Source organism: Gammaproteobacteria bacterium (genome assembly GCA_013003425.1).
Classification (GTDB): domain Bacteria; phylum Pseudomonadota; class Gammaproteobacteria; order Steroidobacterales; family JABDKV01; genus JABDJB01.
The window spans coordinates 1-15,069 of the sequence record JABDJB010000092.1; the positions used below are offsets into that span (position 1 = coordinate 1).

The 15,069-nt window shown below is 59.1% G+C and carries 14 protein-coding genes; 6 read left to right on the forward strand and 8 right to left on the reverse strand.

Features of this window, described 5'->3' with window-relative positions:
- The 3 genes from ftsA to HKN06_12570 form a co-directional block, all read left to right on the forward strand.
- Positions 1 to 1,080 (forward strand): cell division protein FtsA (gene ftsA, locus HKN06_12560; protein NNF62142.1); only part of this gene is annotated, 1,080 nt, incomplete at its 5' end.
- Between the two features lie 58 nt (positions 1,081 to 1,138).
- A complete protein-coding gene (gene ftsZ / locus HKN06_12565; protein NNF62143.1) occupies positions 1,139 to 2,281 on the forward strand; it encodes a cell division protein FtsZ in 1,143 nt (380 codons plus the stop codon).
- 91 nt (positions 2,282 to 2,372) lie between these two features.
- Positions 2,373 to 3,284 carry a UDP-3-O-acyl-N-acetylglucosamine deacetylase gene (locus HKN06_12570; protein ID NNF62144.1) on the forward strand — a complete coding sequence of 304 codons (912 nt, stop codon included), beginning with the start codon at positions 2,373 to 2,375 and terminating at the stop codon, positions 3,282 to 3,284.
- Positions 3,285 to 3,335: 51 nt separating this feature from the next.
- Here the strand turns inward: HKN06_12570 and HKN06_12575 are convergent, their stop codons facing one another.
- Entirely contained in the window at positions 3,336 to 3,683 is a 348-nt protein-coding gene (locus HKN06_12575) for a DUF721 domain-containing protein (GenBank protein NNF62145.1), read from the reverse strand.
- A gap of 6 nt (positions 3,684 to 3,689) precedes the next feature.
- On the opposite strand from HKN06_12575, the gene HKN06_12580 reads away from it, so the two are divergent.
- The 3 genes from HKN06_12580 (at position 3,690) to HKN06_12590 (ending at position 8,817) form a co-directional block, all read left to right on the forward strand.
- A complete protein-coding gene (locus HKN06_12580; GenBank protein ID NNF62146.1) occupies positions 3,690 to 4,616 on the forward strand; it encodes a M23 family metallopeptidase in 927 nt (308 codons plus the stop codon).
- A gap of 511 nt (positions 4,617 to 5,127) precedes the next feature.
- The gene (secA, locus tag HKN06_12585; protein NNF62147.1) at positions 5,128 to 7,854 is read left to right on the forward strand and encodes a preprotein translocase subunit SecA; all 2,727 of its coding nucleotides are present in this window, start codon (positions 5,128 to 5,130) and stop codon (positions 7,852 to 7,854) included.
- Positions 7,855 to 7,869: 15 nt separating this feature from the next.
- Positions 7,870 to 8,817, forward strand: coding sequence for a Nudix family hydrolase (locus HKN06_12590; GenBank protein NNF62148.1), 948 nt, complete (start codon positions 7,870 to 7,872; stop codon positions 8,815 to 8,817).
- Here the strand turns inward: HKN06_12590 and HKN06_12595 are convergent.
- The 7 genes from HKN06_12595 to HKN06_12625 form a co-directional block, all read right to left on the reverse strand.
- Entirely contained in the window at positions 8,814 to 9,020 is a 207-nt protein-coding gene (locus tag HKN06_12595; GenBank protein NNF62149.1) for a DNA gyrase inhibitor YacG, read from the reverse strand. The genes HKN06_12590 and HKN06_12595 overlap by 4 nt on opposite strands.
- A complete protein-coding gene (gene zapD, locus HKN06_12600) occupies positions 9,021 to 9,821 on the reverse strand; it encodes a cell division protein ZapD (protein NNF62150.1) in 801 nt (266 codons plus the stop codon).
- Positions 9,822 to 9,888: 67 nt separating this feature from the next.
- Positions 9,889 to 10,479, reverse strand: coding sequence for a dephospho-CoA kinase (locus HKN06_12605; protein NNF62151.1), 591 nt, complete (start codon positions 10,477 to 10,479; stop codon positions 9,889 to 9,891).
- Between the two features lie 7 nt (positions 10,480 to 10,486).
- Positions 10,487 to 11,350, reverse strand: a complete 864-nt coding sequence (locus tag HKN06_12610) for a prepilin peptidase (protein ID NNF62152.1) — start codon at positions 11,348 to 11,350, stop codon at positions 10,487 to 10,489.
- A 144-nt stretch (positions 11,351 to 11,494) separates the two neighbouring features.
- Positions 11,495 to 12,712, reverse strand: a complete 1,218-nt coding sequence (locus tag HKN06_12615; GenBank protein NNF62153.1) for a type II secretion system F family protein — start codon at positions 12,710 to 12,712, stop codon at positions 11,495 to 11,497.
- Positions 12,713 to 12,754: 42 nt separating this feature from the next.
- Complete coding sequence (gene pilB / locus HKN06_12620) at positions 12,755 to 14,482, reverse strand: type IV-A pilus assembly ATPase PilB (GenBank protein NNF62154.1); 1,728 nt, start codon at positions 14,480 to 14,482, stop codon at positions 12,755 to 12,757.
- 120 nt (positions 14,483 to 14,602) lie between these two features.
- Positions 14,603 to 15,061 (reverse strand): pilin, encoded by a 459-nt coding sequence (locus tag HKN06_12625; protein ID NNF62155.1) that lies wholly within the window; start codon positions 15,059 to 15,061, stop codon positions 14,603 to 14,605.
- Positions 15,062 to 15,069 lie beyond the last annotated feature (8 nt).

A 15,069-nucleotide genomic window follows, 5' to 3' on the forward strand; every position in this document is an offset into this window, starting at 1 on the left:
AATATCGAATCGACCGTGCAGTCCATTCAGCGAGCCGTCGAGGAGGCCGAATTGATGGCCGGCTGCGAAATACATTCGGTCTATACCGGGATTGCCGGCAGCCATGTACGCAGTCTCAATTCGCACGGCATCGTCGCTATCCGCGACAAAGAGGTCAGCAGCGGCGATGTTGATCGCGTCATCGACGCTGCCCGCGCCGTGGCAATACCGGCAGACCAGAAAGTGCTGCACATACTGCCGCAGGAATTCATCATCGATCACCAGGAAGGGATACGCGAGCCGGTCGGCATGTCGGGTGTGCGTCTGGAAGCGAAAGTGCACATGGTGACCGGTGCCGACAGCGCGGCGCAGAATATCGTCAAGTGTGTACAGCGCTGCGGTCTGGAGGTTGACGACATCGTGCTGGAGCAGCTGGCCTCCAGCTACGCGGTGCTGACCGAAGACGAGAAAGAGCTCGGTGTTTGCCTGGTGGATATCGGTGGCGGCACCACGGACCTTGCTGTGTTTGCCGGTGGTGCGATCCAGCACACCGCAGTGATTCCGATTGCCGGCGATCAGGTGACAAACGACATCGCCGTTTCGATGCGTACACCGACCCACCATGCCGAAGAGATAAAGGTGCGGTATGCCTGTGCGCTGGGACAGCTGGCCAACCCTGACGAGACTATCGAGGTGCCCAGTGTCGGTGATCGACCGCCGAGGCGCCTGGCGCGGCAGACGCTGGCGGAAATCGTCGAGCCGCGTTACGAAGAGCTGTTTTGTCTCATCCAGGAAGAGTTGCGTCGCAGCGGTTTTGAAGAGTTGATTGCTGCCGGCTACGTGCTGACCGGCGGGACTTCCAAAATGGAGGGCGCAGTCGAGCTGGCCGAGGAAGTCTTCCACATGCCGGTACGGCTGGGTGTGCCGCAATACGTTACCGGACTGGTGGATGTCGTCCGCAACCCGATTCACGCGACCGGCGTGGGGTTGTTGTTGTACGGACGCGAAAATTTTTCAAGGCGTGAGTCGTCTGCCCCGCTGGGCAGCGGCTTGCGCGATGTTTGGGGCCGCATGCGGGCCTGGTTCCAGGGGAATTTCTAATGCGCGGCGACAAGAACCGCGCGGGGTTTATTTTAGTTTCCAGAGAGGAGAGATAGTGATGTTTGAGTTAATGGATGCATACAGTCAGAACGCTGTGATCAAGGTGATCGGCGTCGGTGGCGGTGGTGGTAATGCCGTTGCCCACATGATTCGTACCGGTATCGATGGAGTCGATTTCATCTGTGCCAACACCGACGCGCAGGCGTTGAAAATCACCAACGTGCCAACGGCGTTGCAAATCGGTTGCAACATTACCAAGGGGCTTGGTGCCGGTTCCGATCCGGAAGTCGGTCGCCAGGCCGCAATGGAAGACCGTGACCGGATACAGGAAGTAATCGAGAGCAGCGACATGCTGTTCATCACCGCCGGCATGGGTGGTGGCACCGGTACCGGTGCAGCACCGATCGTCGCCCAGGTTGCCAAGGAGCTTGGCATCCTGACCGTTGCGGTTGTAACCAAGCCGTTCCAGATGGAAGGTACCAAGCGCTCTTCGGTTGCAGATGCCGGTATCAACGAGCTGGCGCGTTTCTGTGATTCGCTGATCACCATTCCCAACCAGAAGTTGCTCAGCGTGATGGGGCACAACACGACGCTGCTCGATGCCTTTGCCTCCGCCAACGAAGTGTTGCAGGGCGCGGTACAGGGCATTGCTGAGCTGATCACCTGCCCCGGCCTGATCAATGTCGACTTCGCCGACGTACGGACGGTTATGTCGGAAATGGGGATGGCCATGATGGGCTCCGGTGTTGCTACCGGGGACGAGCGCGCGCGTGAAGCTGCCGAGGCGGCGGTATCCAGTCCCTTGCTCGAGGATATCGACCTGGCCGGCGCCAATGGCGTTCTGGTCAATGTGAGCGCCGGCAAGGATCTTTCGATCGGCGAGTTCGAGGAGGTCGGTGCGACAATCAAGGAGTTTGCCTCAGAGGAGGCTACCGTCGTTATCGGTACCGTCATCGACCCCGATATGGAAGAGACGCTGCGGGTGACCGTGGTAGCTACCGGTCTGGGGCGGCCCATCGTGCGGCAGCAACCTACACCGGTGCCCGCTGTCCAACGTACGGTGGCCGGTGAACCAAACTACAATCAGCTGGAGCGGCCCACCGTGCACCGGCAACGCGCCGTCGGTGAGTCGCTGGCCACAGGGGCTGCCGTCGAGGAACTGCTCGATATCCCGGCATTCCTGCGTCGTCAGGCAGATTGAGGGTAAAATCAGGAACTTGCGCTAAATTTTGCATTTGTGCTAGCGTACGGCGCCCGCCAGGGGGCCGCGCCGGCATCAGGACCCGATAAACATGATCAGACAGGCAACGCTGAGAAACTCGATACGCGCTACCGGTATAGGTCTGCACACCGGCAAAAAAGTCTATATGACTTTGCGCCCCGCGGCGCCGGATACCGGCATTGTGTTTCGTCGCACCGACCTGGAACCGCCGGTGGATATACCGGCGCGGGCCGACCTGGTTGGCGAGACGTTTCTCGGCACCACGCTGATCCATGGTGATGCCAAGGTTTCCACTGTTGAACATCTCCTCTCTGCAATGGCGGGGCTGGGCATCGACAATGTTTATGTAGACCTGAGTGCCGGTGAAGTTCCGATAATGGACGGCAGTGCCGGGCCGTTCGTGTTTCTGCTGCAGTCGGCCGGCGTTGAGCAGCAAAATGCGCCGAAGCGTTTTATCCGCATCAGGAAACCGGTCCGCGTCGAACATGGCGATGCGTGGGCTGAATTCCTGCCGCATGACGGCTACCGGCTGGAATTCGAGATCGAGTTCGATCATCCGGTATTCAAGCGGCACACACAAAACGGCGCGATCGACTTCTCTACAACTGCGTTTCTCCGCGAGATTTCACGAGCCCGCACCTTTGGTTTCATGAGTGACGCGGAGAAGCTGCGGCAAAAGAACCTGACGCTGGGTGGCACCATGGATAACGCAGTGGTGCTGGACGAATACCGGGTGCTAAACGAAGACGGATTGCGGTACGAAGATGAATTCGTCAAGCACAAGATTCTCGACGCGATCGGTGACGTGTACCTGCTGGGCCGCAGTCTCATCGGCCACTTCCGCGGCTTCAAGTCGGGCCATGGGCTCAACAACCAGCTGCTGCGCGCTACCCTCGCGGATGCCGGTGCGTGGGAAGAGGTGACATTTGAGGATGACGCCACCGCGCCGGCAGGGTACCTTGCTCCTGCTGCAGCGCAGTAAAAACCTGCCGTAAACCCTTGAGATTACATAATACGGGGCCGCGCCCCGCGTTCAGCGCTGCAATCCCGGCGCCACGCTCACTTTGGTTTTCTGCAGACCTTGTCCTTGTGTCCTATTAATGGATATGAGAATGTCCGGCGCGTGGTAGCGTAATTCAGTCGCCCAGACGGCGGCATCAGCGACCAGGCACAGAGTGTCATTTCGCTGGCTCGCTGCCAAAAGGTGTGGTCGCAGAGTGTCTGGAATCAGGCACCTCACCTGCGCGGTGAGCGTGTCGATATCGATGCTACGCTGTTTTAAACGCCCGACCGCAGTGTCGGGGCCACCGATAAGGTCCTTCAGGGGTTTGGGCTTACCGGTGGACAAGGGAGAAAACTCGCTAAAACTGTGATGCTGCAAGCGTAAATGAACGTAATCATATTTACAAAAAGCAGGGGCTCGTCGCGACAGATTGATCTGAAGCGGCCGCAGACCTTTCTTACGGCTCTCGGAATCGTCGGCATCATGGCCGCGGTCGTGTTCGTAGCCGGCTACATTTATTCTGCCAATACCCGGGTCATAGATCCGGATATTCGCGTGGTCGAGTTGCAGCAGGAAGTCGAGAGCCGTGACTTCGAGCTGACCGAGGTTCGAAAAACAGCTCGCGAAAACATAGACGCGCTGTCGGCCCGTATTGGCCAGCTCCAGGCGAATGTCATCCGTCTCAATGCGCTGGGCGCACGGTTGTCACAGATGGCGCAACTGGACGATGGCGAATTTGATTTCACCAGCCAGCCTGGTCTTGGTGGCCCGCAGCTGCAGACAGGTCCTACCTCACGAAACGTCGGCGATCTGAACGCCGAGCTTGGACGTCTCGAAAACCTGATGGGTAACCGCCAGCAGCAGCTGGGGGTACTGGAAGATATGCTGATGTCACGAAACCTGCACGAGCAGGTCCACCCGGAAGGCTGGCCATTAAGCTCCGGCTGGGTATCGTCATACTTCGGCTACCGCACCGATCCTTTCACCGGCAAGCGTGCCCGTCATGACGGACTCGATTTTGCCGGTCGCGAGGGTACGCCCATCATGGCAGTTGCTGCAGGTGTCGTGACCTGGTCGTCACCTCGTTATGGCTATGGCAACCTCGTCGAGATCAACCACGGCGGCGGTTACGTTACGCGTTACGCACATAACAAAGAGAATTCGGTGGCCGTTGGTGACCGGGTAGAGAAAGGCCAGGTTATCGCGACGATGGGTTCGACCGGTCGTGCGACAGGCGCTAACCTCCACTTCGAAGTGATGCACAACGGCCGTCCGGTCGATCCGCTCGACTTCATAGGCGAGCGCCACTAGCGCTTTTACAGGATTCGGTAGCTGGCCGCGGGTCGGCAGTTGGAGCAGTGCCTTCGGCAATGCAGCTCAACTGCTACTGGTTGGGTAACGTGCCACCATCACCACCTCGCGTGTTCAATTTTGACGCAGGCTTGTAGGAGCGGCTTCAGCCGCGAACAAACCCACGCAATACCAATGCCCCGCACGCAGGAGCGGCTTCAGCCGCGAACGATCGAGCTTGTGAGGCACCACCTCGCGTGTTCAGCTTCAAGGAGCGCTGGCTAACGTGCCACCCTCCCGGGTGTTCAGCCTCATGAACGGGCCTGGATTGTTCGGGTTTTGACCCGGGCGGCAGGTGGGCTCATGGGGCAGCTGCGGGGTACCGTGGGCGACGCGAAGCCATGACTGCATTTATGCAGAAATTTCGCTAAGGTTGCCGTCCGGCAGCAGCGGCGCAGGCTTGAAAGTCGCTCTGCAGCCCCCATCTTTGAAAGACGGCATTCGCAAGTAAAACCCCAAGGGAAACAATAGCTTGGCTAACTTCATCACGAAGATTTTTGGCAGCCGCAACCAGCGTCTGCTGCGCAGCTACGGCAAGCTTGTCAAGCGCACCAATGCGCTTGAACCGGAGATGGAAGCGCGCAGCGATGACGAGCTGCGTGGACTGACCGATGCGTTCCGCGCCCGGCTGGAGCAGGGCGAAGGGCTCGATAGTCTGATTCCGGAGGCATTTGCCGCTGTGCGAGAGGCCGCGCGTCGCACGCTGGGCATGCGGCATTTCGATGTGCAGCTTATCGGCGGCATGGTGCTGCATGGCGGCAAGATCGCCGAGATGCGTACCGGTGAAGGCAAGACGCTGGTGGCAACCCTGCCGGTATATCTGAACGCGCTCGGTGGTGAGGGCGTTCATGTAGTTACCGTAAACGAATACCTTGCCGGTCGTGACGCCGACTGGATGAGGCCGGTTTACGAATTTCTTGGTCTTACTGTGGGAGTAATTCGCAGCGGCCAGACCCCGGAAGAAAAACGTGCGGTATATGCCTGCGACGTTACCTACGGTACCAATAACGAATTCGGTTTTGACTATTTGCGCGACAATCTTGCATTCCGCCTGGAAGACAAGGCGCAACGACCGCTGCACTTTTCTATCGTCGATGAAGTCGATTCAATTCTCATCGATGAGGCGCGAACGCCGCTGATCATTTCCGGGCCAGCCGATGAGAGTACCGAGCTGTACGGCAAAATGAATGGTCTTGCACCGAAGCTGAAAAAGCAGGAGCAGGAAGACGGCCCGGGCGACTACGCTGTTGATGAGAAGAGCAAGCAGGTTCACCTGACCGAAGAGGGTCAGGAGCGGGCTGAACAGCTCATGCTGCGTGCGGGGTTGCTGCCGCAGGGGCAGTCGCTGTACGAAGCAGGAAACATTTCGCTGCTGCATCATATGAATGCCGCACTTCGTGCGCATATTCTGTTCAAGCGTGACGTCGACTATATTGTCAACGACGGTGAGATCGTAATTGTTGACGAGTTCACCGGCCGTACGATGCCGGGCCGTCGCTGGTCTGATGGGTTGCACCAGGCGGTCGAGGCGAAAGAAGGGGTCAGCGTCAAACAGGAAAACCAGACGCTGGCATCGATTACTTTCCAGAATTACTTCCGCATGTACCAGAAGCTGGCCGGCATGACCGGTACTGCGGACACCGAAGCCTATGAATTCAATCAGATTTATGGGCTCGAGGTCGCGGTGATCCCGACTCATAAACCGATGATTCGCGACGATGCCGCTGACCTGGTTTATCTGCATGACAACGACAAGTTTGAAGCGATTATTACCGACATCGAAGAGCGGCGCGAGAAGAAGCAGCCAGTTCTGGTCGGTACCGCATCGATCGAGAACTCGGAGTTACTTTCCGACCTGCTGCGTAAAAAGAAAATTCCGCACGAAGTGCTGAACGCCAAACAGCATGCTCGCGAAGCAGACATCGTGGCCCAGGCCGGTCAACCTGGTGCCATAACGATTGCTACAAACATGGCGGGGCGCGGTACTGACATCGTGCTGGGCGGCAACCTCGATGCCGAGCTGGCAGGGGTCGCCGAGGACGACGAGCAGACCAGGGAAAAGATACGCCACGACTGGCAGCAGCGTCATGAACTGGTGCTGCAGGCGGGCGGTCTGCACATTGTCGGTACCGAACGGCATGAGTCACGGCGTATTGATAACCAGTTGCGCGGACGCGCCGGTCGTCAGGGCGATCCGGGCTCCAGCCGCTTCTATATCTCACTCGATGACAACCTGATGCGGATTTTTGCTGATCCGACGCGAACCAAAGCACTGTTGTCGCGGGTCGGAATGCAGGAAGGTGAGGCAATAGAGAGCAGGTTGCTCAGCAAACAGATAGAAAAGGCGCAGCGTAAAGTTGAAGCGCATAACTTTGATATCCGCAAGAACCTGCTGGAATACGATGATGTAGCCAACGACCAGCGTCGCGTCATCTATGCGCAGCGCTCCGAGCTAATGTCGGCTGATGACGTCGAAGATGCGGTCCAGGGAATACGTGATGAAGTTGTTGGCGACATCGTCGACGAGTATCTGCCACCGGACAGCGTCGAAGAGCAATGGAATACTGCCGGGCTGGAGCAGGCGCTGGAGCGTGATTTTGGTGCGCGCCTGGCCGTGCGTGAGTGGCTCGAGACAGAGACCAAGCTGAATCGTGACCAGCTGCGCGAACGCATCATCGACAAGATCGATGAGCAATACCAGGAAAAAGTGACATCCATCGGCGCCCCGGTTATCCGTCACCTGGAAAAGGCGGTGATGCTGCAACAGCTCGACCTGCAATGGAAAGAGCACCTCGCGGCGATGGATTATCTGCGTCAGGGCATCCATCTGCGTGGCTACGCGCAGAAGAACCCCAAGCAGGAATACAAGCGCGAGTCGTTCGAGATGTTTTCTGCCATGCTGGATCGGGTGAAGCACGATGTCACTGCAATACTGTGCAAAGTGCAGGTGCGCTCCGAGCAGGAAGTCGATGAAATGGAGCAACGCCGCCGGCGACGCGCGGAGGCCGCCATGCGTGCGCAACATCCGGTGGCGCTGGGCGCAACCGCGGCCAGCGGTGCCGGCGGTCAGCAGGCTCCGGCACCGGCCGCGGAAGCGCATTCGCCATTCGTGCGTGATGGTCGCAAGATCGGGCGCAATGAGCCTTGCCCGTGTGGATCGGGTAAAAAATACAAGCAGTGTCACGGCCGCATCGGCTGATCTGCCAAAAACCGTATGCCCCGGCACATCGAAGTAATCGCCGGTGTAATCACCGACGCCAGCGGCCGCGTATTGTTGGCGCAACGCCTGCCCGGCAGCCACATGGCCGGACGCTGGGAGTTTCCCGGTGGCAAGCTGGAGCCGGGTGAACTTGAGCGCGAAGGGTTGGTGCGTGAGCTGACCGAAGAGCTGGCGATCGAAGTGACTGCAGCCAGTCCGCTGATAGGCCTGCGTCATGAATATCCCGATCGTGTCGTGGACCTGGCCATCTGGCGGGTTGATAGCTATCGCGGCACACCGACCGGCGCGGAAGGCCAGGCGCTTTGCTGGGCAGGCGTGGATTCACTGCACACCATCGATCTGCTCGAAGCTGATTTGCCGATCATCGATGCGTTGCGGCTGCCCGCATTGCAGGCGATTACGCCGCCTGATCTTACCGATCCGCAGCTGCTCGAACAGCAGGTCATCGATGCCGTGTCGCGCGGTGCCGGCATGTTGCAGCTGCGTCTGCCGGCCGCGACGGTTGCGCAGTTACGCGAGCTTGTCGGGATAGCGGTCGCCGCAGCCCGGGGTTGCAGGGTGATTGTTAATGGCGAGCCGCGGACAGCTGCGATGCTTGCGCGGGATGGTGGCGCAGCCGGGATCCATGTGCCGTCGCGATTCCTGCCGGCGCTGGAAGAAACCGGCAGGCCGGATGAGCTGGTGTTGGGGGTTTCCTGTCATGATGCCGATGAGCTGGCACTGGCGGTTCGCTGTGGTGCCAACTATGCCAGTCTAAGCCCGGTGCGGGCGACTTTGTCTCATCCAGATGCAGTGCCAATTGGCTGGGATCATTTTGAGGCGCTGGCCCGGGCGGCCAATTTGCCCGTTTATGCGCTGGGCGGGGTGGTTCGCGACGACCTCGATCGCGCTCGCCGGGCCGGCGCGCAGGGTATTGCCGGCATTACGTCTTTCTTTCGCTAGCTGTCCGGCTGCGTATCACCCGGGTCGCTGATGCGGTGTTCTTCGTTGAACCACTCGCCGAGGTCGATAAGCCGGCAACGCTCACTGCAGAACGGACGCCAGCGCGCAGCACTGCTCCAGGTGACGGACGCTCTGCAAGTGGGGCAGGCCACGACGATGGAGCTGCTGGCATCGGCCTGCGACACGCCCGGCTCTTTGCTCATTCAGCAGCAGGAAAGGTAAAAATCGACGTTCTCGTCGGTTTGTGCCGGGCGGCTGCCAATATCGTTCCAACGCTGGAAGCGAACGGTGAAGCGGTGCTGGTTGCCACTTATTTCCGGATACACACCGGCATCTTCCGGCAAGCCGACTCGCAGCAGCTGGGTGCCGGAGTTTCGTTCGAGCACATGCTGAAACATGCCGCTTACTGCGGTGTGTTCGGCTGGCGCTGCACTCTCACGCGTGAGCCACAATAGTTTTATGACGGCATCGCGTAGCGGGACGAGCGATTCCATCCATTGATTGAAATCACTGCGTCGTTGTTCGAAGGAATTATTCAGCCAGAAGCTGTAGTCCGGCAGGTCGAATTCGCATGTACCGCCAGGTATTGCACTGCGGTGGCGTACCGAGCTGAGAAAGTCGCAATCAGCGAGCTGCCGGGTGAGTTTCTTGTTGCAGCCACTGAGCTTGTCGCGCAGTGACTGCACCGAGGTCAGCAAGGCGGCAAGCCGCGCATTGTCGACACCAGGGCGGGCACGAAACTGTTCCAGGTCAAACGCGTATCGCTCCAGTTCGTGCAGTACATCCTTACGGACGTCCGCACGGGTAACGATGGCGAGGATATCCAGCAGGCTGCTGATCGCCGCCCGTGTCGCCCACGAGTCACGCGCGTTGGCGTGGTGCGATGTCTGGCGGAACAAGAACTCGAGACGCAGCAGCGTTCGCATCCGCTCGGTGAGCGGTTGTTCGAACGTGACCAGTTGCAGAGCCTGCTCCGTGGCAAGCGTTGGTGCGGGACTAGTCATTCTTGCCCTGCGATCCCCCTTTGCGAGGGGACCAAAATAGCAAGCCTGAGCGAAAATACAAGCAGCGTCAGGCAGCTAGCGCCCGGTAGGTGCGGTCCAGCCGGGCCACTGCGGCCCGCAGCCGATCGAGTCCGTCGGCATTTACCAACACGTCATCGGCGCCGGCCAGCCGTTCTGACCGGCTGATTTGTGCCGCAAGTATCTGTCGCGCCGTGGTTTCATCGCTGCCATCACGGGCAGTCAGTCGCTCCAGCTGCAATTGTTGCGGGCAGTCAACAACCAGGACACGGTCAACCAGCGTTTGCATGCCGGTTTCGAACAGCAGAGGAATCACCAGCAGACGATAGGGGCCTTCCGCGGCCTTGGCCCTGGCCAGCATCGTGGCACGGATGGGCGGGTGCAAAATAGCCTCGAGCCGGTGTCGCATGGCCGGGTCGGCGAACACCAGCGCGCGCATTTGCTGACGATCGAGCTGGCCGTCAGCGTCAAGGACAGACGCGCCGAATTCCGCAGCTATTTCTTTCAGCGCCGGCTGTCCCGGCATGACCAGTTCGCGGGCGATAAGGTCGCTGTCGATAACCGCTACGTCGCACTCGGAAAACATCGTTGCAACGGTGGACTTGCCGCTGGCAATGCCGCCGGTAAGGCCAATTCTCATGGGGCGCTCATGACATGCCGGTGATACGCATATAGTGGCCGGTCAGTGTGTCACCCCACATCAGCGCAATCCAGCCGGCCGCAGCCAGAAACGGGCCAAACGGCATGGGCACCTCGCGGCCGTGTCGCGCGAGCAGTATCAGGGCAACTCCGACCACGGCACCCACAACCGCACTCAGGATGATGATCAGGGGAAGTGCCTGCCACCCGAGCCAGGCACCAAGTGCACCGAGCAGCTTGAAATCGCCGTAGCCCATCCCCTCCTTGCCGGTCGTGAGCTTGAACAGCTGGTAAACCGACCACAACGACAGGTAGCCGGCAGCGGCACCAATGATTGCGGTGCGCGGATCGATAAACAGACGTTGTGCATCTGCCTGCGGGTAAAACAGGCTGAGAAAAAGTCCAAGCCACAACAGCGGCAGCGTTATCGAATCCGGCAGCAGCTTTGTATCGAAATCGATGCCGGCCAGGGTGACCAGTGACCAGGTTAATGCCAAGGCTGCCACAGTCTCCCAGGTAACGCCGAAACGCCATGCGACCAGTGCGGAAAGGATACCGGTCAGCAGTTCAACCAACGGGTAGCGGACCGATATGGATTGACCGCAGCCGGCGCATTTCCCTCGCAGCAGCAGCCAGCTCAACAGCGGAACATTCTCACTGGCGCGGATGGGCCGGTTGCACCCGGGGCAGGCCGAACGCGGTCGCAGCAGGTTGTATGGGGTTTGCTCCGGGGCCTCGCGTTGTTCCAGCTCAGCGCACTGCCGGCGCCAGTCCTGCTCCATCATGATGGGCAGACGGTGGATCACTACATTGAGGAAGCTGCCGATAGTCAGGCCAAACAGACCCGCGACCGCGGCAAACATTGCCGGCATTTGCTGCAGCAATTCGAGGATTTCATTCACAGGCGCGCCATGTCTGCTGTGCTGTGGTTGTGCCCGCGGCCAGAGCCTGCTGCCGCGAACGCCAGAATTTCACCGCGGCCGGAGCAGCCGGAGCCGCTGCCAGCCATCGTGCGATCAGCCGACCACCGCAGCCATCTTGAAGATCGGCAGGTACATTGCGACAACCAGGCCGCCGACGAGGATACCGAGAATGCCCATGATGAGCGGTTCCAGCAGGCTGCTCATACTGTCAACAGCGGTATCGACCTCCTCTTCGAAGAAGTCAGCCACCTTGGCAGACATCTGGTCGAGTGAGCCGGATTCTTCACCAATGGCAATCATCTGTACCGCCATGTTTGGGAACAGATCGGAATCTTCCATTGAGCGCTGCAGGCGCTGGCCGGTTGAGACTTCCTCTTTCATCCTGAGCGTCGCGTGCTCGTAGACGATATTGCCGGTGGCACCGGCAACCGACTGCAGAGCCTCGACCAGCGGCACGCCGGCGGCAAACATGGTCGACAGCGTCCGGGAAAAACGGGCGATTGCGGCTTTGGTCAGGATTGCACCGATTATCGGTAGTTTCAGTGCAACACGGTCGAGAAAGTGGCGGAATTTCGCTGAGCGTTTCTTGACGAAAATGAATGCGCTGATTGCGGCGGCCACGACCGCCACCATGAACAGGCCCTTGGTTCTGACCAGGACTGACAGGTTGATCACCATCAACGTAAAGCCTGGCAGGTCGGCGCCAAAACCGGAAAACATGGATTCGAACTGCGGGATCACGAAGATCAGAAGAATCGCCGTGACGATAAACGCAACGACCAGTACAGCGGCAGGGTAGAACAGAGCCTTCTTGATTTTTTTCTTGATCGACTCGGTTTTTTCCTTGTAGGTGGCAATCTTGTCGAGCAGTGTTTCCAGAGCACCGGCCTGTTCACCGGCCGCGACCAGGTTTACGTACAGGTCGTCGAAGTACAACGGATGCTGACCCAGCGACTCGGCCAGGCTGGTGCCGCCTTCGACGCTGGCCTTAACAGCCAGTACCAGCTTCTGCATGGCACGGTTTTCGTTGCCGGTGCCGATGATGTCGAACGCCTGCACGAGTGGTACGCCGGACGTCATCATGGTTGCGAGCTGACGACTGAATATGGCGATATCGAGCGGCGTTACCTTACCTTCGCTGAACAGCGTACGCTGCTTGCGAATTTTTACCGGCATGACACCCTGGCGACGCAGCTCCGAGCGCACGGCAGTCTCGCTGGCTGCCATCGTCTTGCCCTTTATACGCTTGCCGCGTCGGTCAGTGCCTTCCCAGTTGAACGGAAACTGTTTTACCGCAGTGGATTCAGCCATGGTTCTCTAACTTACCCTTTCCTTGAATATCTGGTGACAGCATCAATCGACGGTGACGCGATTGACCTCTTCGAGGCTGGTAACGCCATCGATAACTTTCTGCAGGCCTGCCCGGCGCAGGTCCCACACGCCTTCCTCGGACGCCTGGTCGCCAATCTGCAAGGCGTTTCCGCCGCCCATAATAATGCGACCCATTTCTTCGCTTACGGGCATAACCTGGTAGATGCCGACTCGCCCCTTGTAGCCATCGCTGCAACGGTTGCAGCCGACCGGGCCATAGACGGTGATGCCTGCGTCAATCATTTCCTGGTCAAAGCCTTCCTGCAGCAACGCTTCGTCCGGGATGTCACGCGGCTCGCGGCAGTCGCCGCACAATCGGCGTGCGAGGCGCTGGGCGATAATCAGGCTGACCGAAGTAGCGATGGCGTAAGGCTTGACGCCCATGTCGACAAGGCGCGTCAGTGTGCGCGGCGCGTCGTTGGTATGCAGCGTGGACAGCACAAGGTGACCGGTCTGTGCTGCCTTGATGGCAATCTCTGCCGTTTCCAGGTCGCGAATCTCACCGACCATGATGATATCCGGATCCTGTCGCAGGAATGCCTTCAATGCCGAGGCAAATGTGAGCCCGACCTTGGTGTTGATATTGACCTGGTTGATACCCGGCAGGTTGATTTCGGCCGGATCTTCGCAGGTGGAGATATTTCGATCTTCGGTGTTGAGAATATTGAGCCCGGTATACAGCGACACGGTCTTACCACTACCCGTGGGTCCGGTTACCAGGATCATGCCGTACGGCTTGGCGAGGTTTTCCATGTAAAACTGCTTCTGGAAGGCCTCGTAGCCGAGCGCATCGATACCCAGTTTTGCGCTGCTCGGGTCCAGAATACGCAGCACAATCTTTTCGCCGAAAAGCGTCGGGCAGGTGCTGACACGAAAATCAATGGCCCGGTTTTTCGACAGCTTCATCTTGATCCGGCCGTCCTGCGGGACGCGACGTTCGGCTATATCCAGTCGCGCCATGACCTTCAGGCGAGCAGCAACTTTGCCGGCCAGCTGCACCGGTGGCAGGGCAACCTCTTTTAGGATGCCATCCAGGCGCGTGCGAACACGAAAACTTTTTTCGTACGGCTCGAAATGGACATCCGATGCGCCTCTCTTGATGGCGTCGAGCAAAATCTTGTTGACGAAGCGCACTACCGGTGCGTCTTCGATATCGTCACGGCTGATATCGTCGTCAGCGGATTCATCGCCGCCGGTTACTTCGAGGTTCTCGAGATCGAAGTCATCGTCGTCAAACGCCTCGAATGACGAGCTGTCGACTGCCTCGAGTGCGGCCGTCAGCACCTGCTCGAGCTTGTGCTCCTCGACAACAATGGTGTCGACGCCCATGCCGGTCTGGAACTTGATCTCATCCAGCGCCTGCAGGTTGGTTGGGTCAGACAGCCCGAGAAACAGGCGCTTGCCACGCCGCTGCAGCGGCAGCACGCGGTGCTTGCCGAGCAGTTTTTCGTCGACAAGGCGTACGATGTCGAGATCGGGCTCGATAACGTCGAGATCGAGCAGCGGGACGCCAAACTCCTGTGACGCGGCGATGGCGACATCGCGGGCGTCCGCCAGGTTGTTTTGTACGATATAGGTGACCAGCGGCGTGTTTTGCTGCTTGGCCGCGGCCTTTGCTTCGATGGCGGCCGCCTCGTCGAGGATGCCATCCTGGGCCAGCCGGCGGGGCAGGCCGCTCAGCGCTGATTTCATGCTCGTTGCTGCTGCCATGGACTCGTTCTGTAAAAAAACCGTCCGGGAAGTTTAGCTCAATCGCAGAGGCCAAACCTCTCTTTATGTCACAGTTTTATGAAGTTTTGTCGCTACCCGGTGGGGCGCAACAGCCTGTAATTATTGGCAATAAGTAGGCAGGTACTTGCCGGGGAAGTCAACCGTGGTGCAGGCCCAGATCAGGTCGGCACCAGCGGGTGACCCGGTCCACGTGACCTGGCCGGTAGCGCCCGCGGACATGTTGCCAAGCGTATACGTGATTGCACGCCCCGCTTCATCCCAGGAGACGTTGCCGGTCATGTATTTGCTGCGATCCGACGAGACCTCGACGCCGACTTCCGAGAGATCGGTCGGCACGGCACCGTTAAAGTGAAAATGTTCGCGGATCCTGGCGCGGTCATCACGTGCCAGCACCAGGATCTCGCTGACCTGGCTGCGCACGATGTAGTCCTGGTAGGCAGGTATTGCCAACGCGGCGATTATGCCGATGATCGCGACCACGATCATCAGTTCGATCAGCGTGAAGCCACGCTGGGCATAAGAAAGGGCCCCCTGTTCGCACAGGGGGCCCCGGTACATGCATGGTG

Excerpts from the sequence above, each read along its gene's own strand:
- HKN06_12595 (NNF62149.1), bottom strand. The coding sequence starts at position 9,020 with ATGAGCAAAGAGCCGGGCGTGTCGCAGGCCGATGCCAGCAGCTCCATC.
- HKN06_12570 (NNF62144.1), top strand. The coding sequence starts at position 2,373 with ATGATCAGACAGGCAACGCTGAGAAACTCGATACGCGCTACCGGTATA.
- HKN06_12580 (NNF62146.1), top strand. The coding sequence starts at position 3,690 with ATGAACGTAATCATATTTACAAAAAGCAGGGGCTCGTCGCGACAGATT.
- zapD (NNF62150.1), bottom strand. The coding sequence starts at position 9,821 with ATGACTAGTCCCGCACCAACGCTTGCCACGGAGCAGGCTCTGCAACTG.
- HKN06_12610 (NNF62152.1), bottom strand. The coding sequence starts at position 11,350 with ATGCCGGCAATGTTTGCCGCGGTCGCGGGTCTGTTTGGCCTGACTATC.
- HKN06_12590 (NNF62148.1), top strand. The coding sequence starts at position 7,870 with ATGCCCCGGCACATCGAAGTAATCGCCGGTGTAATCACCGACGCCAGC.
- HKN06_12605 (NNF62151.1), bottom strand. The coding sequence starts at position 10,479 with ATGAGAATTGGCCTTACCGGCGGCATTGCCAGCGGCAAGTCCACCGTT.
- pilB (NNF62154.1), bottom strand. The coding sequence starts at position 14,482 with ATGGCAGCAGCAACGAGCATGAAATCAGCGCTGAGCGGCCTGCCCCGC.
- HKN06_12615 (NNF62153.1), bottom strand. The coding sequence starts at position 12,712 with ATGGCTGAATCCACTGCGGTAAAACAGTTTCCGTTCAACTGGGAAGGC.
- ftsZ (NNF62143.1), top strand. The coding sequence starts at position 1,139 with ATGTTTGAGTTAATGGATGCATACAGTCAGAACGCTGTGATCAAGGTG.
- HKN06_12625 (NNF62155.1), bottom strand. The coding sequence starts at position 15,061 with ATGTACCGGGGCCCCCTGTGCGAACAGGGGGCCCTTTCTTATGCCCAG.